This is a genomic window from Modestobacter sp. Leaf380 (assembly GCF_001424485.1).
Lineage (GTDB): Bacteria > Actinomycetota > Actinomycetes > Mycobacteriales > Geodermatophilaceae > Klenkia.
Genome location: NZ_LMQC01000001.1, coordinates 542,727 through 566,662, shown reverse-complemented (window position 1 = coordinate 566,662; position 23,936 = coordinate 542,727). Strand labels below are relative to the sequence as shown.

The 23,936-nt window shown below is 71.6% G+C and carries 18 protein-coding genes; 15 read left to right on the top strand and 3 right to left on the bottom strand.

Annotated elements, in window-relative coordinates; all coding sequences use genetic code 11:
* Positions 1 to 117: 117 nt before the first annotated feature.
* The 13 genes from ASG41_RS02680 (at position 118) to ASG41_RS02615 (ending at position 19,812) form a co-directional block, all read left to right on the top strand.
* On the top strand, positions 118 to 1,230 hold the full coding sequence (locus ASG41_RS02680; protein WP_082556473.1) for an ABC transporter ATP-binding protein: 1,113 nt from the start codon (positions 118 to 120) through the stop codon (positions 1,228 to 1,230).
* A 56-nt stretch (positions 1,231 to 1,286) separates the two neighbouring features.
* A complete protein-coding gene (locus ASG41_RS02675; protein ID WP_200938704.1) occupies positions 1,287 to 2,045 on the top strand; it encodes an ABC transporter permease in 759 nt (252 codons plus the stop codon).
* Between the two features lie 50 nt (positions 2,046 to 2,095).
* A complete protein-coding gene (locus ASG41_RS02670) occupies positions 2,096 to 2,917 on the top strand; it encodes an ABC transporter permease (RefSeq protein WP_200938703.1) in 822 nt (273 codons plus the stop codon).
* Positions 2,914 to 4,347, top strand: a complete 1,434-nt coding sequence (locus tag ASG41_RS02665; RefSeq protein ID WP_082556471.1) for an MCE family protein — start codon at positions 2,914 to 2,916, stop codon at positions 4,345 to 4,347. Before ASG41_RS02670 ends, ASG41_RS02665 begins: the two co-directional genes overlap by 4 nt.
* A complete protein-coding gene (locus tag ASG41_RS02660; RefSeq protein ID WP_056289251.1) occupies positions 4,344 to 5,381 on the top strand; it encodes an MCE family protein in 1,038 nt (345 codons plus the stop codon). Before ASG41_RS02665 ends, ASG41_RS02660 begins: the two co-directional genes overlap by 4 nt.
* Entirely contained in the window at positions 5,381 to 6,394 is a 1,014-nt protein-coding gene (locus ASG41_RS02655) for an MCE family protein (RefSeq protein ID WP_056290219.1), read from the top strand. Before ASG41_RS02660 ends, ASG41_RS02655 begins: the two co-directional genes overlap by 1 nt.
* Positions 6,391 to 7,629: an MCE family protein gene (locus tag ASG41_RS02650; RefSeq protein ID WP_056289248.1), complete on the top strand. Its 1,239-nt coding sequence runs from the start codon at positions 6,391 to 6,393 to the stop codon at positions 7,627 to 7,629. Before ASG41_RS02655 ends, ASG41_RS02650 begins: the two co-directional genes overlap by 4 nt.
* Positions 7,626 to 8,909: an MCE family protein gene (locus ASG41_RS02645; RefSeq protein ID WP_056289246.1), complete on the top strand. Its 1,284-nt coding sequence runs from the start codon at positions 7,626 to 7,628 to the stop codon at positions 8,907 to 8,909. The genes ASG41_RS02650 and ASG41_RS02645 overlap by 4 nt, the downstream gene beginning before the upstream one ends.
* Complete coding sequence (locus ASG41_RS02640) at positions 8,906 to 10,180, top strand: MCE family protein (protein WP_056289243.1); 1,275 nt, start codon at positions 8,906 to 8,908, stop codon at positions 10,178 to 10,180. Before ASG41_RS02645 ends, ASG41_RS02640 begins: the two co-directional genes overlap by 4 nt.
* 107 nt (positions 10,181 to 10,287) lie before the next feature.
* A complete protein-coding gene (locus ASG41_RS02635) occupies positions 10,288 to 10,887 on the top strand; it encodes a hypothetical protein (protein WP_056289240.1) in 600 nt (199 codons plus the stop codon).
* Positions 10,888 to 11,387: 500 nt separating this feature from the next.
* Positions 11,388 to 11,897 carry a hypothetical protein gene (locus ASG41_RS02625; protein WP_157518913.1) on the top strand — a complete coding sequence of 170 codons (510 nt, stop codon included), beginning with the start codon at positions 11,388 to 11,390 and terminating at the stop codon, positions 11,895 to 11,897.
* A gap of 521 nt (positions 11,898 to 12,418) precedes the next feature.
* A complete protein-coding gene (gene rpoB, locus ASG41_RS02620; protein WP_056290216.1) occupies positions 12,419 to 15,811 on the top strand; it encodes a DNA-directed RNA polymerase subunit beta in 3,393 nt (1,130 codons plus the stop codon).
* 92 nt (positions 15,812 to 15,903) lie between these two features.
* On the top strand, positions 15,904 to 19,812 hold the full coding sequence (locus tag ASG41_RS02615; RefSeq protein WP_056289230.1) for a DNA-directed RNA polymerase subunit beta': 3,909 nt from the start codon (positions 15,904 to 15,906) through the stop codon (positions 19,810 to 19,812).
* Between the two features lie 126 nt (positions 19,813 to 19,938).
* Here ASG41_RS02615 and ASG41_RS02610 read toward each other — a convergent pair whose 3' ends face one another.
* The 3 genes from ASG41_RS02610 to ASG41_RS02600 all read right to left on the bottom strand — a co-directional run bounded on the left by ASG41_RS02610 (position 19,939) and on the right by ASG41_RS02600 (position 22,401).
* Positions 19,939 to 21,030: an LLM class F420-dependent oxidoreductase gene (locus ASG41_RS02610; protein ID WP_235564388.1), complete on the bottom strand. Its 1,092-nt coding sequence runs from the start codon at positions 21,028 to 21,030 to the stop codon at positions 19,939 to 19,941.
* A 100-nt stretch (positions 21,031 to 21,130) separates the two neighbouring features.
* The gene (locus tag ASG41_RS02605) at positions 21,131 to 21,367 is read right to left on the bottom strand and encodes a hypothetical protein (RefSeq protein ID WP_056289227.1); all 237 of its coding nucleotides are present in this window, start codon (positions 21,365 to 21,367) and stop codon (positions 21,131 to 21,133) included.
* A gap of 56 nt (positions 21,368 to 21,423) precedes the next feature.
* Positions 21,424 to 22,401 (bottom strand): hypothetical protein, encoded by a 978-nt coding sequence (locus tag ASG41_RS02600; RefSeq protein ID WP_056289224.1) that lies wholly within the window; start codon positions 22,399 to 22,401, stop codon positions 21,424 to 21,426.
* A gap of 659 nt (positions 22,402 to 23,060) precedes the next feature.
* On the opposite strand from ASG41_RS02600, the gene rpsL reads away from it, so the two are divergent.
* Together rpsL and rpsG are read left to right on the top strand one after the other, a co-directional pair.
* Positions 23,061 to 23,435 (top strand): 30S ribosomal protein S12, encoded by a 375-nt coding sequence (rpsL, locus tag ASG41_RS02595; RefSeq protein ID WP_055764615.1) that lies wholly within the window; start codon positions 23,061 to 23,063, stop codon positions 23,433 to 23,435.
* On the top strand, positions 23,435 to 23,905 hold the full coding sequence (gene rpsG, locus ASG41_RS02590; RefSeq protein WP_056289219.1) for a 30S ribosomal protein S7: 471 nt from the start codon (positions 23,435 to 23,437) through the stop codon (positions 23,903 to 23,905). The genes rpsL and rpsG overlap by 1 nt, the downstream gene beginning before the upstream one ends.
* Positions 23,906 to 23,936 lie beyond the last annotated feature (31 nt).

Genomic DNA, 23,936 nt, shown 5'->3' with positions numbered 1-23,936 from the left:
TGCGTCGTTGCTCCTCAGTAGGACGCGCGTCACCGCCCAGGTGGCCGCGCGCTGCCGGGGCCCCGCACTGGAGCGGGGGTGACGTGGACCGGTGTGGGTCGGTGGAGGAGGTCGGTCGTGGGTGTCGCCGTGCACGTGGAGGGGCTCACCAAGTCCTTCGGCAGCCAGAACATCTGGTCCGACGTCACGCTGACGCTCCCGCCCGGGGAGATCTCGGTGATGCTCGGCCCCTCCGGCACCGGCAAGTCGGTCTTCCTGAAGTCGCTGGTGGGTCTGCTCAAGCCCGAGCGCGGCTCGATCGTCATGAGCGACACCGACATCGTCACCTGCTCCGAGCGGCAGCTCTACGACGTGCGGCGGCTGTTCGGGGTGCTGTTCCAGGACGGCGCGCTCTTCGGGTCGATGAACCTCTACGACAACGTCGCGTTCCCGCTGCGGGAGCACACGAAGAAGAGCGAGTCCGAGGTGCGCGCGATCGTGCGCGAGAAGATGGACATGGTCGGCCTGTCCGGCACCGAGGGGAAGCTGCCCGGGGAGATCTCCGGCGGCATGCGCAAGCGCGCCGGCATCGCCCGCGCCCTGGTCCTGGACCCCGAGGTCATCCTCTTCGACGAGCCGGACTCCGGCCTGGACCCGGTCCGCGTCGCCTACCTCAACCAGCTGATCGTCGACCTGAACGCCCAGATCGACGCCACCTTCCTGATCGTCACCCACGACATCGGCACCGCCCGGACCGTGCCGGACAACCTGGGCCTGCTCTTCCGCCGGCACCTGGCCATGTTCGGCCCGCGCGAGCAGCTGCTCACCAGCCAGGAGCCCGTCGTCCGCCAGTTCCTCAACGGCCGCCGCGAGGGGCCGATCGGGATGAGCGAGGAGAAGGACGTCGCCCAGGTGGAGGCCGAGATGGCCGCCCTGGAGGCGCGCGGGGGCGACCAGCACAACGGCGTCGGACCCAAGGGCGCCTCGGGCGGCGAGGCCGTGCCCCCGCAGCTGGAACCCTCCCCGGGCCTGCCCGAGCGCAAGGCCGTCCGCCGCCGGCAGGAGCGGGTGGCCCGGATGCTGCACACCTACGACCCGACCACCGCCGACGCCATCCGGGCCAGCCTGCCCGCCGACCTGCTCGCGCTGGCCGACTCCGGCAGCTACCGGCCCACGACGGTCGGCAGCCGCGAGTGGCGCACCGAGGACGGCGCCGACCTCGTCGTGCCCGACCCGCGGGGCCGTCCGTGAGCGCACCCGGCGAGAAGCCGACGGCGCCGGGTCTGCTGGACGGGAAGCTGTCGCCGCTGCGCCCGCTCAAGGCCAGCGGCAACCTGTTCGCCTTCGCCCTGGACGTCGTCCGGGCGGTGTTCCGGCGGCCCTTCCAGCTGCGTGAGTTCATCCAGCAGACCTGGTTCGTGGCCTCGGTGACGATCCTGCCGACCGCGCTGGTGGCCATCCCCTTCGGCGCGGTCATCGCCCTGCAGCTGGGGTCGCTGACCCGCCAGCTGGGCGCCCAGTCCTTCACCGGGTCGGCTTCGGTGCTCGCCGTGCTGCGCGAGGCCAGCCCGATCGTCACCGCGCTGCTCATCGCCGGGGCCGGCGGCTCGGCGATCTGCGCCGACCTGGGTGCCCGCAAGATCCGCGACGAGATCGACGCCATGGAGGTGCTGGGCATCTCGCCGATCCAGCGACTGGTGGTGCCGCGCGTGCTGGCCTCGATGCTGGTCGCGGTGCTGCTCAACGGCCTGGTCTCGGTCGTCGGCGTCGTCGGCGGGTACTTCTTCAACGTCATCCTGCAGGGCGGGACGCCGGGGGCCTACCTGGCCTCCTTCAGCGCTCTGGCGCAGGTCGCGGACTTCTGGTCCGGGGAGATCAAGGCCCTGGTCTTCGGCCTGATAGCCGGGATCGTCGCCTCCTACAAGGGGCTGCGCGCCGGTGGTGGCCCCAAGGGCGTGGGGGACGCGGTGAACCAGGCCGTGGTCATCACGTTCCTGCTGCTGTTCGCGGTGAACTTCGTGATCACCGCGATCTACTTCCAGCTCGTGCCGCCGAAGGGCCAGTGACCGTGGCCCTCCTCTCACCCGTCGACCGGGTCAAGGTCCGCACCCGCCGGATCGTGGCGACCGTCTACCGCCGTCCGCTCACGGTGCTCGACGACCTCGGGGACCAGCTCGGCTTCTACGGGCGCGCGCTGGCCTGGACCCCGCGCACGCTCAAGCGCTACAAGCGGGAGACGCTCCGGCTGCTGGCCGAGGTCAGCTTCGGCACCGGCGCGCTGGCCGTCATCGGCGGCACCGTCGGCGTCATCGCGTTCCTGTCCTTCTTCACCGGCACCGAGGTCGGCCTGCAGGGCTACGCGGCGCTGGACCAGCTGGGCACCTCGGCGTTCACCGGGTTCCTCTCGGCCTACTTCAACACCCGGGAGATCGCGCCGCTGGTCGCCGGGCTCGCCCTGTCGGCCACCGTCGGCTGCGGCTTCACCGCCCAGATCGGTGCCATGCGGATCAACGAGGAGATCGACGCCCTGGAGGTCATGGGCGTGCCCTCGCTGCCGTTCCTGGTGACCACCCGCATCGTCGCCGGCTTCGTCGCCGTCATCCCGCTCTACGTGATCGGGCTGCTGACCAGCTACTTCGCCACCCGCACCATCACCACGACGGTCTACGGCCAGTCGGCGGGCACCTACGACCACTACTTCAACCTCTTCCTGCCCCCGCAGGACGTGCTGTGGTCCTTCCTCAAGGTGCTCGTCTTCAGCGTCGTGATCATCCTGAGCCACTGCTACTACGGCTACCGGGCCGGCGGCGGGCCCGCCGGCGTCGGCCTGGCCGTCGGTCGTGCCGTGCGCTTCTCGATCGTGGCCGTGATGGTCATCGACCTGTTCCTGTCCCTGGCCATCTGGGGCTCCACGACGACGGTGAGGATCGCAGGATGAGCCGGGGCAGGGGAGCCGTGGTCCGTCAGCGGCTGCAGGGGCTGGCGTTCCTGGTGGTCATCGCGCTGCTGCTGGGCCTGGCGGTCGCCACGTACCAGAAGGCGTTCAGCGACGCCGTCGAGGTGCGGCTGGAGACCGACAGCATCGGCAACCAGCTGGCCACCGCCAGCGACGTGAAGATCCGCGGCGTCATCGTCGGGGAGGTGCGCGCCGTCGAGGCCCAGGAGGGTGGCGCCGTCGTCACGCTGGCGATCGAGCCCGAGGCGCTGGCCCAGATCCCCAGCAACGTCGACGCCCGGCTGTTGCCCAAGACGCTGTTCGGCGAGCGGTTCGTCGCCCTCGTGCCCCCGGCCGACCCCACCCCGCAGCGGCTGGCCGCCGGCGACGTCATCGGCCAGGACCGGACCGAGAACGCCATCGAGCTCGAGCGGGTCATCGACGGCCTGCTCCCGCTGCTGCAGGCCGTCGACCCCGCCGACCTGTCCGCGACCCTGGGCGCGGTGGCCGACGCGCTGCGCGGGCGCGGCGACGTGCTCGGGGAGAACCTGGCCGACACCGGCGCCTACGTGGAGCAGGTCAACACCGTCCTGCCCGAGCTGCAGGCCGACATCTCGCTGCTGGCCGACGTCGCCGACACCTACGACGCCGCCGCCCCCGACGTGCTGGCGGTGCTGGAGGACCTCTCGGTGACCGCCACCACGGTCACCGACCAGGCCGAGCAGCTGCGCCGCACCTTCACCGTGGTCGGCAGCTCGGCGCAGACCGCCGCCTCCTTCCTGACCCAGAACGAGGACGCCCTGATCTCCCTCGCCGCCGGGTCCCGGCCGGTGCTCGGCCTGTTCGCCGAGTACTCCCCGGAGTACCCCTGCCTGCTGAACGGGCTGTCCCGCTTCAACCCGCTGATCACCGAGGCCTTCGGCGGCGACGGCGACCCCGCGCTGAACCTGAACCTCACCGTCACGCTGCCCCCGCGCAACCCCTACGCCCCCGGCGACCAGCCCGCCTACGACGACGTGTCCGGGCCCGACTGCCGGGGCCTGGACGACATCGACGGCGTGATCGCGGCCGCGGCCCAGGGCGAGTACTACTGCCCGGTGCCACCGCTGGACGGCGTGGACTCCACCGACAACCCGGTCAGCGGCAACCCGGTCTGCCTGGGCGGCACGGGCCCGACCGACCTGCCCTCGGAGGACACCCGCGTGGGCCGCGACGGCACGGGGGCCGGCACCGACCTGTCCCTGGCCTCGGCGTTCCCGCCCGGGCTCACCGACGGCGGGGCGAGCGGCAGCCTGGCCGGCAGCAGTGCCGAGCTGGACTTCGTGCGCAACCTGCTGGGCTACCAGACGGGGGTCGCCCCGGCCGAGGTGTCCGACCTCGCCGCGTCGTCCATGGCGCCGCTGCTGCGCGGCACGCAGGTGATGGTCCGATGAGGGGCCTGACCGCGCCGATCGTCAAGCTCGTCGTCTTCGCGATGGTGACGATCCTGGCCAGCTACGTGCTGATCGCGACCATCACGAACGCCGGCTACGGCGAGCAGACCACCTACCGGGCGCAGTTCAGCGACGTCGCCGGTCTGGTCGAGGGCGACGAGGTCCGGATCGCCGGGGTGCGCGTCGGCCAGGTCACCAGCATCGGCCTGAGCGAGGACCGGGAGCGACCGGTCGCCGAGATCGGCCTGGAGGTCTCCACCGACGTCCCGCTCCCGGCCGGGGTGCAGGCCACCATCCGCTACCGCAACCTGGTCGGCCAGCGGTACGTCGCGCTGACCGAGGGCGACGGGTCCTCCGGTCGCACGCTGGCCGCCGACGACGTCATCCCGCTGGCCCAGACCACCCCTGCGCTGGACCTGACCACGCTGTTCGGCGGGTTCCAGCCGCTGTTCCAGGCGCTGAGCCCCGACGACGTCAACCGGCTGTCCTACGAGCTGATCCAGGTCTTCCAAGGCGAGGGCGGGACGATCTCCAGCCTGCTGACCCACGTGGCCTCGCTGACCAACAGCCTGGCCGACGAGGACGCCGTCATCGGCAGCGTGATCGACAACCTGACGACCGTCGTGGGCAGCGTCGCCGCGCGGGACCAGCAGCTGTCGGACCTGGTGGTCTCCCTGCAGCAGTTCGTGTCCGGGCTGACCGCGGACCGCGACGCCGTCTTCGACTCCCTGCAGACCATCGACGGGCTGGCGGTGACCACGTCGCAGTTCCTGGCCGACGCCCGGGCACCCCTGGCCGCCGACATCACCGCCCTGGGCGACCTGGCCACCAACCTGGCCGACACCGGTGACGTCGTGGAGGACTTCCTGCAGCTCGCCCCGACCAAGATCGACCTCATCACGCGGACGGCGGTCAACGGCAGCTGGTTCAACTTCTACCTGTGCTCGGCGTCCGGGCTGGTGTCCCTGCCCGTCGTCGGGGACACCCAGCTGCCGCCCGGCGGGGCGGCCAACGGATCGGCGGGGTGCAGCTGATGGCGCGGGAGTCCAGGCCCTTCCGGGACCGCAACCCGGTCACGATCGGGGCGGTGAGCCTGTCGGTGATCGCGCTCTTCGTCCTCCTGGCGTTCAACGCGCAGTCGCTCCCCCTGATCGGCGGGGGCACGGTCTACACCGCGCAGTTCAGCGAGTCCGCCGGGCTGCGCGTGGACGACCCGGTGCGGGTGGCCGGGGTGAAGGTCGGACAGGTGGAGAGCCTGCAGCTGGAGGACGGCGCGGTCACCGTCGCCTTCCGCGTCCGGGACGCCTTCGTGGGCGACCGCAGCGAGGCCGCCATCGCGATCGAGACGGTGCTGGGGGCGAAGTTCCTGGCGCTCGTGCCGCGCGGGGAGACCGAGCTGGACCCCGACGAGCGCATCCCGCTGGAGCGCACCGCCTCGCCCTACGACGTGGTGCAGGCCTTCAGCGGGCTGGCCCAGACCATCGACGACGTCGACACCGCGCAGCTCGCGCAGTCCTTCGAGGTGCTCAGCGAGACCTTCGCCGACACCCCCGACGAGGTGCAGGCCTCGCTGACCGGGCTGTCCCGGCTGTCGGAGACGATCGCCTCCCGCGACGCCCAGCTGCAGACGCTGCTGTCGGCGACGCGGGACGTGACCCAGGTGCTCGCCGACCGCAACGGCGAGTTCACCCAGCTCATCCTGGACTCCAACACCCTGCTCACCGAGGTCCAGGAGCGCCGCGCGCTGATCGACTCGGTCCTGACCAACACCCAGACGCTGGCCACCCAGCTCGCCGGCCTGGTGCAGGACAACCAGGCCGCGCTGGCCCAGCTGTCCACGGTGACCGACATCCTCGAGCGCAACCGGCAGGACCTGGGGGACACCGTGGCGAACATGGCGCCCTTCGTCACCGTCTTCACCAACACGCTGGGCAACGGCCGGTGGTTCGACAGCTTCGTGGACAACCTGGTCCCCGGCGTCGTCGGCGGGGTGCTGTGCGGCACGGTCGCCGGCAACACCGGCGGGCTGCTGGGGTGCGCCCCGTGACCGGCCGCCTGCAGCGCCTGGTCGCGGCCGCCGCGGCGCTCCTGCTCGTGGGCACGCTGGGCTGGATCGTGCTGCGCCCGGCCGGTCAGATGCGGGTCACCGCCTGGTTCGGCCAGACCGTCGGCCTCTACGAGGGGTCCGACGTGCGGGTGCTGGGCATCGACGTCGGGGAGATCACCGACGTCACGCCGATGGGCGACCGGGTGCGGGTCGAGATGCTCGTCGACGAGGACTACCAGGTCCCCGCCGACGCCGCCGCCGTCATCCTCGCGCCCTCCCTGGTCGCCGACCGGTACGTGCAGTTCGCCCCGGTGTACTCCGGCGGCCCGGTGATGACCGACGGCGCCGAGGTGCCCATCGAGCGCACCGCCACCCCGGTCGAGCTGGACCAGGTCTACGGCGCCCTCGACGACCTGTCGGTCGCGCTGGGCCCCACCGGGGCGAACGAGGACGGGGCCCTGGCGGACCTGGTGAGCACCGGCGCGGCCAACCTGGAGGGCAACGGCCAGGCCCTCAACGACACCCTCACCGGGTTCTCCCAGGCCGTGGAGACGCTGTCGGACAACCGGCAGGACCTGTTCGGGTCCGTGGACTCCCTGCAGACCTTCACCAGCGCGCTGGCCACCATCGACAGCCAGGTCGGGCAGTTCAACACCAACCTGGCCGCCGTCGCCGAGCAGCTGGCCGGCGAGCGGGAGGACCTGGCGGCTGCCATCGCCCTGCTGTCGTCCTCGCTGGGCCAGGTCGCGGCCTTCGTGCAGCAGAACACCACCCTGCTGACGACGAACGTCGACCGGCTCGCCGCCGTCACCCTCACCCTGGTGCAGCAGCGCCAGGCCCTGGCCCAGGTCCTCGACGTCGCCCCCGCGGCGATCGGCAACCTCGCGCACGCCTACAACCCCGACTACGGCACGCTGGACACCCGGGACAACTCCCTGGGCAGCCAGAACGCCGACGTCGTGGTCTGCCAGCTCCTGGGCCAGACCGGTCGGCTGCAGCTGGCCGGGCTGGACCTGGGCGACCTGCCCGGACTGCTGGGCCTGCCGCCGATCGACCAGGTCTGCGCCCGCCTGCTCTCCGGGGACCCGGGCGGTGACGGCGCGGTCGACGACCTCAACGCCAACGGCGTGCCCGACCTGCAGGAGCTGCTCACCGCGGTCTTCTCGCCCTCCGCCGGGCTGGCCGGGATCACCACCCTGCCCGGCCTGCCCACCATCCCGGGAGCCGGCCAGTGAGCCACCTGCCCCGTCGCGCCGCCGCGGTGCTGGCCGTCGCCGCCCTGGTGTCGGGCTGCGGCTTCCGAGGCGCCTACTCCCTGGACCTGCCCGGCGGTGCCGACACCGGCGACGACCCGTACGCGGTGCAGATCCAGTTCGCCGACGTGCTGGACCTGGTGCCGCAGTCCGCGGTCCGGGTCGCCGACGTGCCGGTCGGCAAGGTGACCGACGTCGAACTGGGTGAGGACTGGACCGCGCTGGTCACCGTGGAGGTCGACCGGGACGTCGAGCTGCCGGCCAACGCCGTGGCGATGATCGGCCAGTCCTCGCTGCTGGGGGAGAAGTACGTCGAACTGGCCTCGCCCGGCGGTGAGCCCGCCGCCGGCGTGCTGGACGACGGCGCCACGATCACCCTGGACCGGACCAACCGGAACATCGAGGTCGAGGAGGTCCTCGGCGCGCTGAGCCTGGTGCTCAACGGCGGTGGGCTCACCCAGCTGCAGACCATCACCAGCGAGCTCGGTCAGGCCCTCGAGGGCCGCGAGGACGCCGTCCGCAACACCCTGGACCAGCTCGACGTCTTCATCGGCGGACTGGACGACCAGAAGGCCGAGATCAGCCGGGCCCTGGACAGCGTCGACGCCCTGGCCGCCACCCTGGCGGTCGGCAGCGGCACGCTGGAGACGGCCCTGGACACCATCGGCCCGGGCCTGGACGTCCTGGAGGACCAGCGCGGCCTGCTCGTGGGCATGCTGCAGTCCCTGGCCCAGCTCGGTGACGTCGGCACCCGCGTGGTCAACCAGGCCGGCGCCGACACGGTCGCGGACCTCCAGCTGCTGCAGCCGATCCTCACCCAGCTCGCTGCCGCCGGCCCCGACCTGGCCGGCTCCCTGGACCTGTTGCTCACCTTCCCGTTCCCGGCGTCCTCGCTGAGCTCGCTGCAGTACCGCCCCGACCAGCGCACCGGTGGGTACGGCCTGTTCACCAACATGACCGCGGACCTGAACCTGGACCTGCAGGAGCTCTTCTGCCGGTACGTGGTGGACCAGACCACCGGGGCGCTGACCCTGCTCCCGCGCGACGTCGTCGGCGACACCTGCGGGCTGGCCGGCAGCCCGGGCGGGGGAGCGGGCCCGTCCGCGACGGCGGCACCGGCCGACCCCGGCGTCCAGGCCTTCAGCGTGCCCACGCTGCCCGGCGACCTGACCGCGATCCTGCCCGACCCGACCGCCGGCACCGGCAGCACGCTGCTGGGCCTGCCGGCCATCCCGGGCCTGACGAGCGGAGCCACCCCGTGATCACCCGGACCACCCGCATCCAGCTGCTGGCCTTCGCCCTGGTGGCCCTGCTGGGGATGAGCTTCGTCGGCTTCCGCTACGTGGGACTGGACCGGCTGGTCTTCGGGGGCGGCTACCAGGTCGCCGCCCAGTTCACCGACTCCGGCGGCATCTTCGTCAACGCCGAGGTCACCTACCGCGGCGTCGGCGTGGGCCGGGTCAGCGACATGACCCTGACCGACGAGGGCGTCGAGGTGGAGCTGGAGATCGACCCGGACGCCCCGGAGATCCCGGCCGACACCCTCGCCGCCGTCGCCAACCGCAGCGCCGTCGGCGAGCAGTACGTCGACCTGCGCCCGCCGGACGGCGACGGTCCCTTCCTGGCCGACGGCTCCGTCATCCCGGTGCAGAACACCTCCATCCCGATCCCGGTCGAGCAGCTGCTGCTCGACGTCGACGGGCTCGTGGGGTCCATCGACCTGGAGGACCTGCGGATCCTCGTCGACGAGCTGGGCACCGCCTTCGCCGGCGCCGGGGACGACCTGAGCCGGCTCATCGACAACGGCAACCTGCTGCTGACCCGCGCCGAGGAGTCCCTGCCGCAGACGCTGCAGCTGATCACCGACGGGCAGACCGTGCTGCAGACCCAGGTCGACTCCCGCTCGGCCATCCAGAGCTGGGCCGCGGACCTGCGCCTGCTCTCGGACACCCTGGTCAGCAGTGACGGCGACCTGCGGGCGCTGCTGGTCAACGCCCCCGACGCCGGTGCCGCGCTGCAGCAGCTGGTCACCGACGCCGGCCCCGGGCTGGGCTCGCTGATCCGCAACGTCGACGTCCTCAACGACGTCACGGCCCCCCGCCTGGACGGCGTCGAGCAGCTGCTGGTCACCTACCCCGAGGTCGTCACCGGCGCCTTCAGCACCGTCCGGCGGGACCCCGACGGCCAGATGCGGGCGCACTTCGGCTTCGTCCTCAACGCCAACGACCCGCAGGCCTGCATCAGCGGCTACAGCTCCACGGGCAACGCGCCCAGCCCCGCGGCCGTCGCGGCCCTGGACACCTCGGCCGTCGGCTGCGACGTGGTGGCCGGCGTGGACCCCGACCCCTCCGACGGCATCGACGAGAGCGGCTCCAACATCCGCGGTGAGCAGAACATCGGCGGGGACGGCGGCACCGCCTCGGCCGGCCCGCAGGGCGGGACAGCCGCCGGCGGCGGGACGCTGTCCACCGTGCTGCAGGACGTGCTGGGCGGCCTGCTGCGGGCCTCCCCGTTCTCCACCGTCACCGGCTGACCCGCCCGGCCGGGTACCGCGGCGCCCCCGACGCGGGCGCTGGCGTGATCGCCGCCACGGGCCCGCCCGAGCCCACCCCACGACCGACCGCACGAGAGGAGCGCCCCGTGGCCGACCACACCCGAGCCGACGAGCGCGGAGCCGACGCGGAGGAACGTGTCGACGTCCCCGACGCGGGCACCGACACCGAGCCCGAGGACGGGTCCGACGCGGCCGGGCACCGCCGGCGGGCCTCGTTGCCCCTCGTGCCGGTGCTCGCCGTCCTGCTGGTCCTGCTGCTGGCCGGGACCGGCTGGCTGCTGGCCACCCGGCCCGAGGGCTCCTCGGTGCGCACCGAGGACTACGTCGACGTCCTGCAGGCCGCCCGCGCCGGGATCGTCGACGTCGCCTCCTTCGACCACGTGACCCTCGACGACGACATCCAGCAGATCCGCTCGGTCACCACCGGGGACCTGCAGACCGAGTCCGTCGACCAGCTCGACAGCCGCCGGCAGGAGATCACCGCCGCCCAGGCCGTCGTCAACACCGAGGTCGTGGGTGCCGCCGTCGGGGCGGCCGGCACCGACAGCGCCACCGTCTACATGGTCATCCAGTCCACCCAGTCCAGCAGTGCCTCCGAGCAGACCCAGGTGCAGCGCTACCGCATCCAGGTCGACCTGACCAAGGACGGCGACCGCTGGTTGCTGTCCGGGATCACGGGACGGTGAGCGACGTGACCGGCACCCCCTCTGACGGCACCCCCTCTGACGGCACCCCCGCGGACGACACGCCCGTCGGCGGCACCCGGGCGGACCGCCCGCGACCCACCCCCCGGCCCAGGTCCGGCGCCGCCCGGCCGGCGCTGCGGCCCTCCCCGCGTCCCCGGGTGGCCGGCAGCCGCCGGGCCGACGAGGACGAGGCGGCTCCGGCTCCGGCCGCAGCCCCGGCCCCGGCCCCGCCGGCGGGAGCGGTCGAGGAGGCCACCGCACGTCGACGGCCCAGCCCGCGCGCGCGGTCGACCGCCGCCGCGACGCCGACGACCGCGGCCGCCGCCGCTACGGCCCGGGCTGCAGCCGCGGACGACGGGCCACGCCGGGCCGGGCGGACCACGCGGGGTGCGACGTCGGCCCGTGCGTCGTCGGCCCGTGCGTCGTCGTCACCGGCCGCGCCGTCCTCAGCGTCCTCGTCGGGACCGTCCTCGCGGGGCCGCGTCCCGGCTCTGGTGCTCGTGCTGGCCCTGCTGTGCGTGCTCACCGCGGCCGGCGGTGGCTGGCTGCTGTGGCAGCGCACCCACCCGGCCACCGTCGACGCCGAGGTGTTCACCGCCGCCCGCGAAGGCGTGCAGGACGTCTACGCCTACGACTACCAGGACTCCGAGGGCAGCGTGCAGCGCAAGCTGGACGCCCTCACCGGGGACCTGCGCGACCAGTACGAGGCCGATCTGTCCCAGGGCGGGATCATCGACACCTACGAGCAGGTCTCGGCGACCACCAGCTACGACGTGCTCGAGGTGGGCCTGCAGCAGGTGGCCGAGTCCCAGGACCAGGCGACCCTGGTCGTCTTCGGCCAGTACGTGGTGTCCTCGGTGAACTCCGGCACCCAGGCCGCCCCGGCCGGCTCCGAGTGCACCGTCACCGCCGACGGCGCACAGTCCTGCACCCAGACCGTGCGGGTCACGGTCACGCAGGTCGACGGCGACTGGAAGATCAGCGAGCTCACCCTGCTGACCACCAGCTGACTCCGGGGCGCCCGGGATGCGGTCGCGCCCGGCGTGGCGGTGCGGGGGAGGGCCCGTCGCTGGCATCATCACCGCGGACGCGTCCTCCGCGTCCCGCCCGTGAGGCCCCGCCCGCGCCCCCCACTGGGGCGCCCGCCCGGGCCGGACCCGGGCCGGGCGCGGGGAGGGGTGGGGTCCGGTGACCCCGCATGGACATCGGGCCCCGGTAGGGGTAGGGTCACCTGTTGCGCTGCCCTCTGCCCGTCCACCCGCTGATCCGGGTCGCCCCGGGAGGCCGGGAACAACCCCGGCCCACCCCGCGCTGACCTGCTCGGACGGGTGGTCTGACGGGCGTCGGGGAGCAGCGCCGCCTACACCGCCGACGGACGACCCGCACCGACCGCCCGCACGTCGTGAGGTCCTTGAAAGGACGCATCTTGGCAGGCTCCAGCCCCACCAGCACGGACACCACCAGCACCGAGCAGATCATCCCGGACGACCCCCAGAACAGCGCGCACACCGCCGGCACGGCCGCGCAGAAGATCCCGGGCGCGCCCCTGCGCGTCTCCTTCGCCAAGATCCACGAGCCTCTCGAGGTCCCGGACCTGCTGGCGCTGCAGACCGCCTCCTTCGACTGGCTGGTCGGCAGCCAGGAGTGGAAGGCGACGCTGTCCCCCGAGGACGCGGAGACCGCCGTCGGCGGCCTGGCCGACATCCTCGAGGAGATCTCCCCGATCGAGGACTTCAGCGGCTCGATGTCGCTGTCCTTCTCCAACCCGCGCTTCGAGGACGTCAAGGCCTCCCTCGAGGAGTGCAAGGACAAGGACATGACGTACGCGGCGCCGCTGTTCGTCACCGCCGAGTTCATGAACAACACCACCGGCGAGATCAAGAGCCAGACGGTGTTCATGGGCGACTTCCCGATCATGACCCGCAAGGGCACGTTCGTGATCAACGGCACCGAGCGCGTCGTCGTCTCCCAGCTGGTCCGCTCCCCGGGCGTCTACTTCGACAAGACCCTGGACAAGACCAGCGACAAGGACGTCTTCTCCGCCAAGGTCATCCCCAGCCGGGGTGCCTGGCTGGAGTTCGACGTCGACAAGCGCGACACCGTCGGCGTGCGCATCGACCGCAAGCGCCGTCAGCCGGTCTCCGTGCTGCTCAAGGCCCTGGGCTGGAGCGAGGACCGCATCCGCGAGCACTTCCAGTGGTCGCCCACGATGCTGGCCACCCTGGAGAAGGACCACATCGCCGGCCAGGACGAGGCGCTGCTGGACATCTACCGCAAGCTGCGTCCGGGCGAGCCGCCGACGCGTGAGTCGGCCCAGGCGCTGCTGGAGAACCTGTTCTTCAACCCCAAGCGCTACGACCTGGCCCGCGTCGGTCGGTACAAGGTCAACAAGAAGCTCGGCGTCGCCGTCCCGCAGCCGACGCAGACGCTGACCGAGGACGACATCGTCGCCACGATCGAGTACGTCGTGCGTCTGCACGCCGGCGAGCCCGACCACGGCGTCGACGACATCGACCACTTCGGCAACCGTCGCCTGCGCACGGTGGGTGAGCTGATCCAGAACCAGATCCGGGTCGGCCTGTCCCGCATGGAGCGCGTGGTCCGCGAGCGGATGACGACCCAGGACGTCGAGGCGATCACGCCGCAGACCCTGATCAACATCCGGCCCGTCGTCGCCTCCATCAAGGAGTTCTTCGGCACCAGCCAGCTCTCGCAGTTCATGGACCAGACCAACCCGCTCGCGGGCCTGACCCACAAGCGCCGCCTGTCGGCGCTGGGCCCGGGTGGTCTGTCCCGTGAGCGCGCCGGCATGGAGGTGCGTGACGTGCACCCCAGCCACTACGGCCGGATGTGCCCGATCGAGACCCCGGAAGGCCCGAACATCGGCCTGATCGGGTCGCTGTCCTCCTTCGGCCGGGTCAACGCCTTCGGGTTCATCGAGACCCCCTACCGCAAGGTCGAGGACGGCACCGTCACCGACCAGATCGACTACCTCACCGCGGACGAGGAGGACCGCTTCGTCGTCGCACAGGCCAACAGCCCGCTGGACGCGAAGGGCCGCCTGGCCGAGGAGCGGGTCCTGGTCCGCACCAAGGGCGGTGAGGTCGACTACCTCGCCCCCGAGAACGTCGACTACATGGACGTCTCGCCGCGACAGATGACCTCGGTCGCCACCGCGATGATCCCGTTCCTGGAGCACGACGACGCCAACCGCGCCCTGATGGGCGCGAACATGCAGCGTCAGGCCGTCCCGCTGCTGCGCAGCGAGGCGCCGCTGGTCGGCACCGGCATGGAGCTGCGTGCCGCCGTCGACGCCGGCGACGTGGTCGTGGCGGAGAAGGCCGGTGTGGTCGAGGACTCCACCGCCGACTTCGTGACCGTCATGGCCGACGACGGGACCCGGCAGACCTACCGGCTGCTGAAGTTCCGCCGCTCGAACCAGGGCACCTCGATCAACCAGTCCCCGGTCGTCGAGGAGGGCCAGCGGGTCGAGGTCGGCCAGGTCATCGCCGACGGTCCGTGCACCGACCAGGGCGAGATGGCGCTGGGCAAGAACCTGCTCGTGGCCTTCATGCCGTGGGAGGGCCACAACTACGAGGACGCGATCATCCTGTCGCAGCGCCTCGTGCAGGACGACGTCCTGTCCTCGATCCACATCGAGGAGTTCGAGGTCGACGCCCGCGACACCAAGCTGGGCGCCGAGGAGATCACCCGGGACATCCCGAACGTCTCCGAGGAGGTCCTCGCCGACCTCGACGAGCGCGGCATCATCCGCATCGGTGCCGAGGTCGTCCCCGGCGACATCCTGGTCGGGAAGGTCACGCCCAAGGGCGAGACCGAGCTGACCCCCGAGGAGCGCCTGCTGCGCGCCATCTTCGGTGAGAAGGCCCGCGAGGTCCGCGACACCAGCCTCAAGGTCAAGCACGGTGAGTCCGGGAAGGTCATCGGCGTCCGCGTGTTCTCCCGCGAGGACGGCGACGAGCTCCCCGCCGGCGTGAACGAGCTCATCCGGGTCTACGTGGCCCAGATGCGCAAGATCTCCGACGGCGACAAGCTCGCCGGCCGGCACGGGAACAAGGGCGTCATCTCCAAGATCCTCCCCCAGGAGGACATGCCCTTCCTCGAGGACGGCACCCCGGTCGACATCGTGCTCAACCCGCTGGGCGTGCCCGGCCGGATGAACGTCGGTCAGGTCCTGGAGACCCACCTCGGGTGGGTGGCCAAGACGGGCTGGCAGGTCGAGGGCGACCCGGAGTGGGCCAAGAAGCTCCCCGCCGGCGCCCGCGGTGCCGCTCCCGGCACCCGGACCGCCACCCCCGTCTTCGACGGTGCGCGCGAGGAGGAGATCGTGGGCCTGCTGGGCTCCACGACCCTCACCCGTGACGGCGAGCGTCTGGTCAAGGAGACCGGCAAGGCCCGGCTGTTCGACGGTCGTTCCGGGGAGCCCTTCCCCGAGCCGATCTCGGTGGGCTACGTCTACATCCTGAAGCTCCTGCACCTGGTGGACGACAAGATCCACGCCCGCTCCACCGGCCCGTACTCGATGATCACGCAGCAGCCGCTGGGTGGTAAGGCGCAGTTCGGTGGTCAGCGCTTCGGTGAGATGGAGTGCTGGGCGATGCAGGCCTACGGCGCCGCGTACGCGCTGCAGGAGCTGCTGACGATCAAGTCCGACGACATCCTGGGCCGCGTGAAGGTCTACGAGGCCATCGTCAAGGGCGAGAACATCCCCGAGCCGGGCATCCCCGAGTCGTTCAAGGTGCTGCTCAAGGAGCTCCAGTCGCTGTGCCTGAACGTGGAGGTCCTCTCCTCCGACGGCAACGCGATCGAGCTGCGCGACACCGACGACGAGGTCTTCCGGGCCGCCGAGGAGCTGGGCATCGACCTCAGCCGTCGTGAGCCCTCCTCCGTCGAGGACGTCTGATCGACCGCCGGCCGGCCCCGTGACCCGGGGCCGGCCGGCCACCACCTCGTGACTCAAGAAACGAAGAACTAGCCCCGGAAAGGGGTAATCAGTTGCTCGACGTCAACTTCTTCGACGAACTGCGCATCGGCCTCGCCAGCGGTGACGACATCCGCCAGTGGTCCCACGGCGAGGTGAAGAAGCCGGAGACCATCAACTACCGGACCCTGCGTCCGGAGAAGGACGGTCTCTTCTGCGAGAAGATCTTCGGTCCCACCCGGGACTGGGAGTGCTACTGCGGCAAGTACAAGCGCGTCCGGTTCAAGGGCATCATCTGCGAGCGCTGCGGCGTCGAGGTGACCCGGGCCAAGGTCCGTCGTGAGCGCATGGGGCACATCGAGCTCGCCGCCCCGGTGACCCACATCTGGTTCTTCAAGGGCGTGCCGTCGCGGCTGGGCTACCTGCTCGACCTGGCGCCCAAGGACCTCGAGAAGATCATCTACTTCGCGGCCTACCTGATCACGACCGTCGACGACGAGGCCCGCCACCGCGACCTCCCCACCGTCGAGGCCGAGATCAGCGCCGAGAAGCACAACCTGGAGAGCCGTCGCGACGCCGACGTGGAGGGTCGCCAGCAGAAGCTGGAGGCCGACCTCGCCGAGCTCGAGGCCGAGGGCGCCAAGTCCGACGTGCGCCGCAAGGTGCGCGAGGGCGGCGAGCGCGAGATGCGCCAGATGCGTGACCGCGCCCAGCGGGAGATCGACCGTCTCGACGAGGTCATGGACACCTTCCGCAAGCTCGAGGTCAAGCAGCTCATCTCCGACGAGGGCCTGTACCGCGAGCTGCGCGACCGCTTCGGTGAGTACTTCGAGGGCGGCATGGGCGCGGCTGCGCTGCAGAAGCTGCTCAAGGACTTCGACCTCGACGCGGAGTCGGTCTCGCTGCGCGACACCATCCGCAACGGCAAGGGCCAGCGCAAGCTCCGTGCGCTCAAGCGCCTCAAGGTCGTCGCGGCGTTCCAGCAGACCCGCAACTCGCCCATGGGCATGGTGCTGGACTGCGTCCCGGTGATCCCGCCGGACCTGCGCCCGATGGTGCAGCTGGACGGTGGCCGCTTCGCGACCTCGGACATGAACGACCTGTACCGCCGCGTGATCAACCGGAACAACCGGCTCAAGCGCCTGCTGGACCTGGGTGCACCGGAGATCATCGTCAACAACGAGAAGCGGATGCTCCAGGAGTCCGTGGACGCGCTGTTCGACAACGGTCGCCGTGGCCGTCCGGTCACCGGTCCGGGCAACCGTCCCCTGAAGTCCCTGAGCGACCTGCTCAAGGGCAAGCAGGGCCGGTTCCGCCAGAACCTGCTGGGCAAGCGCGTCGACTACTCCGGTCGTTCGGTCATCGTCGTCGGCCCGCAGCTGAAGCTGCACCAGTGCGGTCTGCCCAAGCAGATGGCGCTGGAGCTCTTCAAGCCCTTCGTGATGAAGCGGCTCGTGGACCTCAACCACGCCCAGAACATCAAGTCCGCCAAGCGGATGGTCGAGCGTGCGCGCCCGGTCGTGTGGGACGTGCTGGAAGAGGTCATCACCGAGCACCCGGTGCTGCTCAACCGTGCACCGACGCTGCACCGTCTGGGCATCCAGGCCTTCGAGCCCCAGCTGGTCGAGGGCAAGGCCATCCAGATCCACCCGCTCGTGTGCACCGCGTTCAACGCGGACTTCGACGGTGACCAGATGGCGGTGCACCTGCCGCTGTCGGCCGAGGCGCAGGCCGAGGCCCGGATCCTGATGCTGAGCTCGAACAACATCCTGAGCCCGGCCGACGGTCGTCCGATCACCGCGCCCACCCAGGACATGGTGCTGGGGCTCTACCACCTGACCACCCTGAAGGCGTCCGGCCACGAGCCGGCCGAGGGTGAGCTCAAGGAGGCCTACTCCTCCACGTCCGAGGCCGTCATGGCCTACGACCGTGGTGCCCTCGGCATCCAGGAGCGCGTCTGGATCCGCCTCGCGGAGGTCTTCGGCGTCGACAACGGCCCGAAGAACGACGCGTGGGAGGCCCCCGAGGGCTGGGAGCCGGGTCAGCCCGCGCTGGTGCACACCAGCCTGGGCCGGGTGCTGTTCAACGAGGCGCTCCCCGAGGACTACCGCTTCGTCAACTACCAGGTGCCGAAGAAGGAGCTCGGGGCGATCGTCAACGACCTCGCCGAGCGCTACCCCAAGGTGCAGGTCGCGGCGACGCTGGACGCCCTCAAGGCGGCCGGGTTCCACTGGGCCACCCGCGCGGGCATCACGATCGCCATCGACGACGTCGTGACCCCGCCGGCCAAGGCGGCCATCCTCGAGCGTCACGAGGACGAGGCCCGCAAGATCGAGAAGCAGTACGAGCGCGGCGTCATCACCGACTCCGAGCGTCGTGCCGAGCTCATCGAGATCTGGACCCGGGCCCGCGCCGAGGTCAGCCAGGCGATGGTGGACAACTTCCCCACCACCAACCCCGTCTGGGTCATGGTCAACTCGGGTGCCCGAGGCAACATGATGCAGATCAGCCAGATCGCCGGCATGCGTGGTCTCGTCGCCAACCCCAAGGGCGAGATCATCCCGCGGCCCATCAAGGCGAACTTCCGCGAGGGTCTGTCCGTGCTGGAGTACTTCATCTCCACCCACGGCGCCCGCAAGGGCCTGGCCGACACCGCGCTGCGCACCGCCGACTCCGGGTACCTCACCCGTCGTCTGGTGGACGTGTCGCAGGACGTCATCATCCGCGAGGAGGACTGCGGGACCGAGCGCGGCGTGCTCATGCCGATCGGCACCGTCGTCGACGGCACGGTCACCCGTGACGCCCACGTGGAGACCAGCGTCTACGCCCGCGCCCTGGCTGCGGACGTCGAGGCCTCGGACGGGACGGTCGTCGCGACGGCTGGCTCCGACCTGGGCGACGTCCTCATCGCCGAGCTGGTCGACGCCGGCATCAGCGAGGTCAAGGTCCGCTGCGTGCTGACCTGCGAGTCGCTGCTGGGCACCTGCGCCACCTGCTACGGCCGGTCGCTGGCGACCGGCAAGCTCGTGGACGTCGGCGAGGCGGTCGGCATCATCGCCGCCCAGTCGATCGGCGAGCCCGGCACGCAGCTGACGATGCGCACCTTCCACACCGGTGGTGTGGCCGGTGACGACATCACCCACGGTCTGCCCCGCATCGTCGAGCTCTTCGAGGCCCGTGTCCCCAAGGGCAAGGCCCCGATCGCCGAGCTGGCCGGCCGGGTCTCCATCGAGGACGGCGAGCAGTTCCGCAAGCTCACCATCACCCCCGATGACGGCTCCGACGACGTCGTCTACGAGAAGCTGTCGCGTCGTTCGCGGCTGCGGGTCGAGGACGGCGGCCACGTCGAGGTCGGCGAGCAGCTGACCGAGGGTGCTGTCGACCCGCACGAGGTGCTCCGGATCATGGGCCCGCGCGAGGTGCAGCTGCACCTGGTGCGCGAGGTCCAGGAGGTCTACCGCAGCCAGGGCGTGTCGATCCACGACAAGCACATCGAGGTGATCATCCGCCAGATGCTGAAGCGGGTGACCATCATCGACTCGGGTGCCACCGAGTTCCTGCCCGGTGCCCTCGTCGAGCGGACGCTCTTCGAGACCGAGAACCGTCGGGTGGTGTCCGAGGGCGGCGAGCCGGCCTCGGCCCGTCCGGTCCTCATGGGGATCACCAAGGCGTCGCTGGCGACGGAGTCGTGGCTGTCCGCCGCCTCCTTCCAGGAGACGACCAAGGTGCTCACCGACGCCGCGATCCAGGGCAAGAGCGACAGCCTGCTCGGGCTCAAGGAGAACGTGATCATCGGCAAGCTCATCCCGGCCGGCACCGGGATCAGCCGCTACCGCAACATCACGGTCGAGCCCACCGAGGAGGCCCGCGCCGCGGTCTACACGATGGCGGGCTACGACGACGGGCAGTACTACAGCCCGGACGTCTTCGGCTCCGGCACCGGTGAGGCCGTGCGCCTGGAGGAGTACGACTGGCGGAGCTGACGGCAGGCTCCCGTCAGGGAGCCTGACCCAGCACGTGGGAGAGGCCCCGCAGACCACCCGGTCTGCGGGGCCTCTCTGCGTCCGGGGTCGCCCGCGTGAGCGTCACGTGACGCAACACCGGTCGGGTCAGTGGCAGAGCCGGGCCATGGTCTCGACGGTCGCCCGCCGACCCTCCCGGCTGTCGTCCAGCGGCTGGCAGGTCAGCACCGTGACCCCGGCCTCGGCGAAGGCGGCGATCCGCTCGGCCACCCAGGACTCCGGCCCGACCAGTGACACCGCCCGGACCAGGTCCTCGGGCAGTGCGGCCGCCGCCTCGTCCTTCCGGCCGGACAGGTAGAGGTCCTGCACGGTCGCGGCGGCCTCGGCGTACCCGTAGCGGACGGCGAGGTCGTTGTAGAAGTTCTTCCCCCTGGCACCCATCCCGCCGACGTAGAGGGCCAGGGCCGGACGGACGGCGTCCAGCAGGTGGTCGACGTGCTCGCCGATGGCCACCGGGACACCGGCCACGATGCCCAGCTCGCCGAGGGCGGGGTCGCGACGGGCCCGCCCGGCGGTCAGCGCGTCCCCCCAGACGTCCGCTGCGCGCTCGGGGTGGAACCAGATGGGTTCCCAGACCTCGGCGATCTCCGCGGCCAGCTCGACGTTCTTGGGGCCGATCGCGGCCAGCATGACCGGGATGCGCTCCCGGACCGGGGTGTTGATCAGCTTGAGCGCCTTGCCCAGGCCGGTGCCTTGGTCCGCGGGCAGGGGAACGGTGTACTTGGGGCCGGCGTGCTCCAGCTTCTCGCGGCGCCACACCTGCCGGCAGATCTCCACCAGCTCGCGCGTGCGGGCCAGCGGTGCGTCGTAGGGGACGCCGTGCCAGCCCTCGACGACCTGCGGCCCCGAGGCGCCCAGACCCAGGGTGAACCGGCCACCGGACACGAAGTCCAGGCCGGCCGCGGTCATCGCCGTCAGCGCCGGGGTCCGGCTGTAGAGGGGGAGGATCCCGCTCATCAGCTCGACCCGCTCGGTGACCGCGGCGAGGTAGCCGAGCTGGCTGACCGCGTCGAAGGTGTACACCTCCGCGCAGACCGCCACGTCGAGGCCGACCTGCTCGAGGTCGGCGATCTCGCTCGCGGTCTGCCGGAAGTCCCCTGCGTAGGCCGCCTGGATGCCGATGCGCACGTGTGCCCCCTCGCCGGCGGCGACGATCGCCGTCTGCCGGCACTGTGACACGCGCCTCCTCCCGGCGGCGAGCTCATGCAGGAGCGGGTGTCGCGGAGTGCGTGGGCTGGTGGAGCGGGTGTGGTGGACGGCGGGTGTCGGGGGAGCGGGGTCAGGTCGCGGGCAGGGCCCGGACGCCGCCGATCACCTGGGTGACGACCCTGACGCCCGAGACCGTCCCCGGTACGCGCGAGCCCGCACCGCTGTCGGTCAGGTCGACGCGGACCACGTACTCGGTGTCCCGCCGTGCCAGCCCCACACCCACGACGCCGGGTTCGGCCGCCAGCCGTGCGGCGAGCTCGGTCTTGGCCGCACGGGCGGCCGAGCGGTCCGGGTGGGCAGCGGTCATGCACCCATGGTCCACCCGGGAAGCGGTCCTGCCCAGACCTCACCCGGCTGGACGGGTCAGTCGGCGACCCACTCCAGCCCCAGCACGTCCAGGACGGTGGCCAGCGGGTTGGCGAAGGTGACGCCCCCGCCGTTGGCCCCACCCGTCGTCGAGCCGGCGAACAGCAGGCCCAGCGCGGCCCGGTCCCGGCTGCGCCAGATGACCGAGCCGGAGTCACCGCCCTCGCTGAAGGAGCCGGTGCGGCCCTCGATCTCGATCTGGTCGTCGAAGGTGTAGACGCCTTCGTCGTACTGCACGCCGACCCCGTCGACCTCGACGGCGGTGATCCGGCCGTGGGTGTGGCCGGTGGTCCGGCCGACCTTCTCGACGTCCTCGTCGGGGTCCACGTCCAGCGCGGCAGCGACGATGCCCAGCAGCGGGCCACCCGGGTAGCCGGCCGGGTCGGCGTCCACCCCGTCGTCGAGGGCGGCGACCGCGGCGTCCACGAGGTTGCCGGTGGCCGAGAAGCGCTGGGCGGCCGTGAGCACGCCGACACGGTCCTGTGCGGTGCCGCCGTCCGCCGGCCCGGGCTGCAGGACCGGGTCCCCGACGGTGGCCAGGTCGCTGTCGGCCAGCACGTGGTTGTTGGACAGCACGAGCAGCCCGCCCGCCCCGGCGCGACGCACGAAGCCTCCCAGCGTCCCGGCCGTCACGTCCCGCTGGGCGATCGACAGACCCGGCACCAGCGGGCGGGTGCGGCGTTGCAGCTGCCCGGGTGTGGGGGAGGTGAGGGGGCGGACGGGGCCGATCACCCGGACGTCGACCTCGCTGCGTGCAGCCTCGCCGAGCCCCTCGAGCACGCGGGCCGCGTCGGTCTCGGCCACCAGCCGGACCGCGAGGTGCACCTGGCCCGGCCCGACGGGGGTCAGCCCGAGCGCCACGCCGCTCCAGTCCGAGCCCGAGGGGACGCCACTGGCCACCACCGACCCGGGAGGCGCCTCGGAGAGCCGGCGGGACAGCAGGGCCTTCAGCTCGCGGGCGGAGTCGACGTGCACGGTGGCCTCCTGGGGGCGGTCCAGCCGGGTGGGTCCCGGGCCGGTGTGACCGTTCGACTCCCGACGGTAGGGGGAGGGTCTGACAGGAGCGATCGGGCGGCCCGGCGGTCGCGTCACCTGACACGGGGCCGGGGGCCGGGTACCGTCGCCTCTGGTTTGGTCCCGGCCGGCCGCTGCCCGGGGTCTCCCCTCGCAGTGGCCGGGCACCCAGGGACCGTCGTCCGCACCACGTCCGGCCTCCGGGTACCGGTGGTGCACGACGTCGGTCACGGTGCCCAGCGCAGGCGTGACGGACCCGGCTTTGACCGGGTCCACCCGCCCGGGTATCGTGGTCAGCCGTGCCCAGGGAGACCTGGGACTGCTCCCGTTCGCGGCGCACCTGTGTGCCCGGTCGGTCCTCGGACCGCCTGGTCACAAGGGGTTCCAGCCCGCTGGCTCACGCCGCGGACTGACTGCCCGGTGCACCAGGCGCGAGGGGCGACCGAGTCCGGCTCACCCGCTGGCCGATCCACGCACGAGGCGACACGCCCGAGTGCGGGGGTCGGACGACAGGCCTGGGCGGACCCGGGAGCAGCACCAGTGAGACCCAGGCACCACGGCACTCAGCACCGCACTCATCCACAGCACGACCCAGCGCAGGCAGGAGATCAAGGCCACCCATGCCCACGATCCAGCAGCTGGTCCGCAAGGGCCGCGAGGACAAGGTCGAGAAGACCAAGACCCCGGCGTTGAAGGGATCCCCTCAGCGCCGCGGCGTGTGCACGCGCGTCTACACGACGACGCCGAAGAAGCCGAACTCGGCGCTGCGCAAGGTCGCTCGCGTCCGGCTGACCAGTGGCGTCGAGGTCACCGCGTACATCCCCGGTGTCGGTCACAACCTGCAGGAGCACTCCATGGTGCTCGTGCGTGGTGGCCGAGTGAAGGACCTCCCCGGCGTCCGTTACAAGATCATCCGTGGCTCCCTGGACACCCAGGCGGTCCGCGGTCGCAAGCAGGCTCGCAGCCGGTACGGCGCGAAGAAGGAGAAGAGCTAATGCCGCGCAAGGGCCCCGCGCCGAAGCGTCCGCTCGTCGTCGACCCGGTGTACCAGTCGCAGCTGGTCACCCAGCTCGTCAACAAGGTGCTCGTCGACGGCAAGCGCTCCATCGCCGAGGCGATCGTCTACGGCGCCCTCGAGGGCGTCCGGGCCAAGAACGACACGGACCCGGTCGTGACCCTCAAGCGTGCGCTGGACAACGTGAAGCCCGCCCTCGAGGTGCGCAGCCGTCGCGTCGGTGGCGCCACGTACCAGGTGCCGATCGAGGTCCGTCCCTCGCGCAGCACCACCCTGGGCCTGCGGTGGCTCATCCAGTACAGCCGCTCGCGTCGTGAGAAGACCATGACCGAGCGCCTCATGAACGAGCTGCTCGACGCCAGCAACGGCCTCGGTGCCGCGGTCAAGCGCCGCGAGGACACGCACAAGATGGCCGAGTCGAACAAGGCCTTCGCGCACTACCGCTGGTGACCACCGGCGGCTGGTGACACCCACCAGCGCC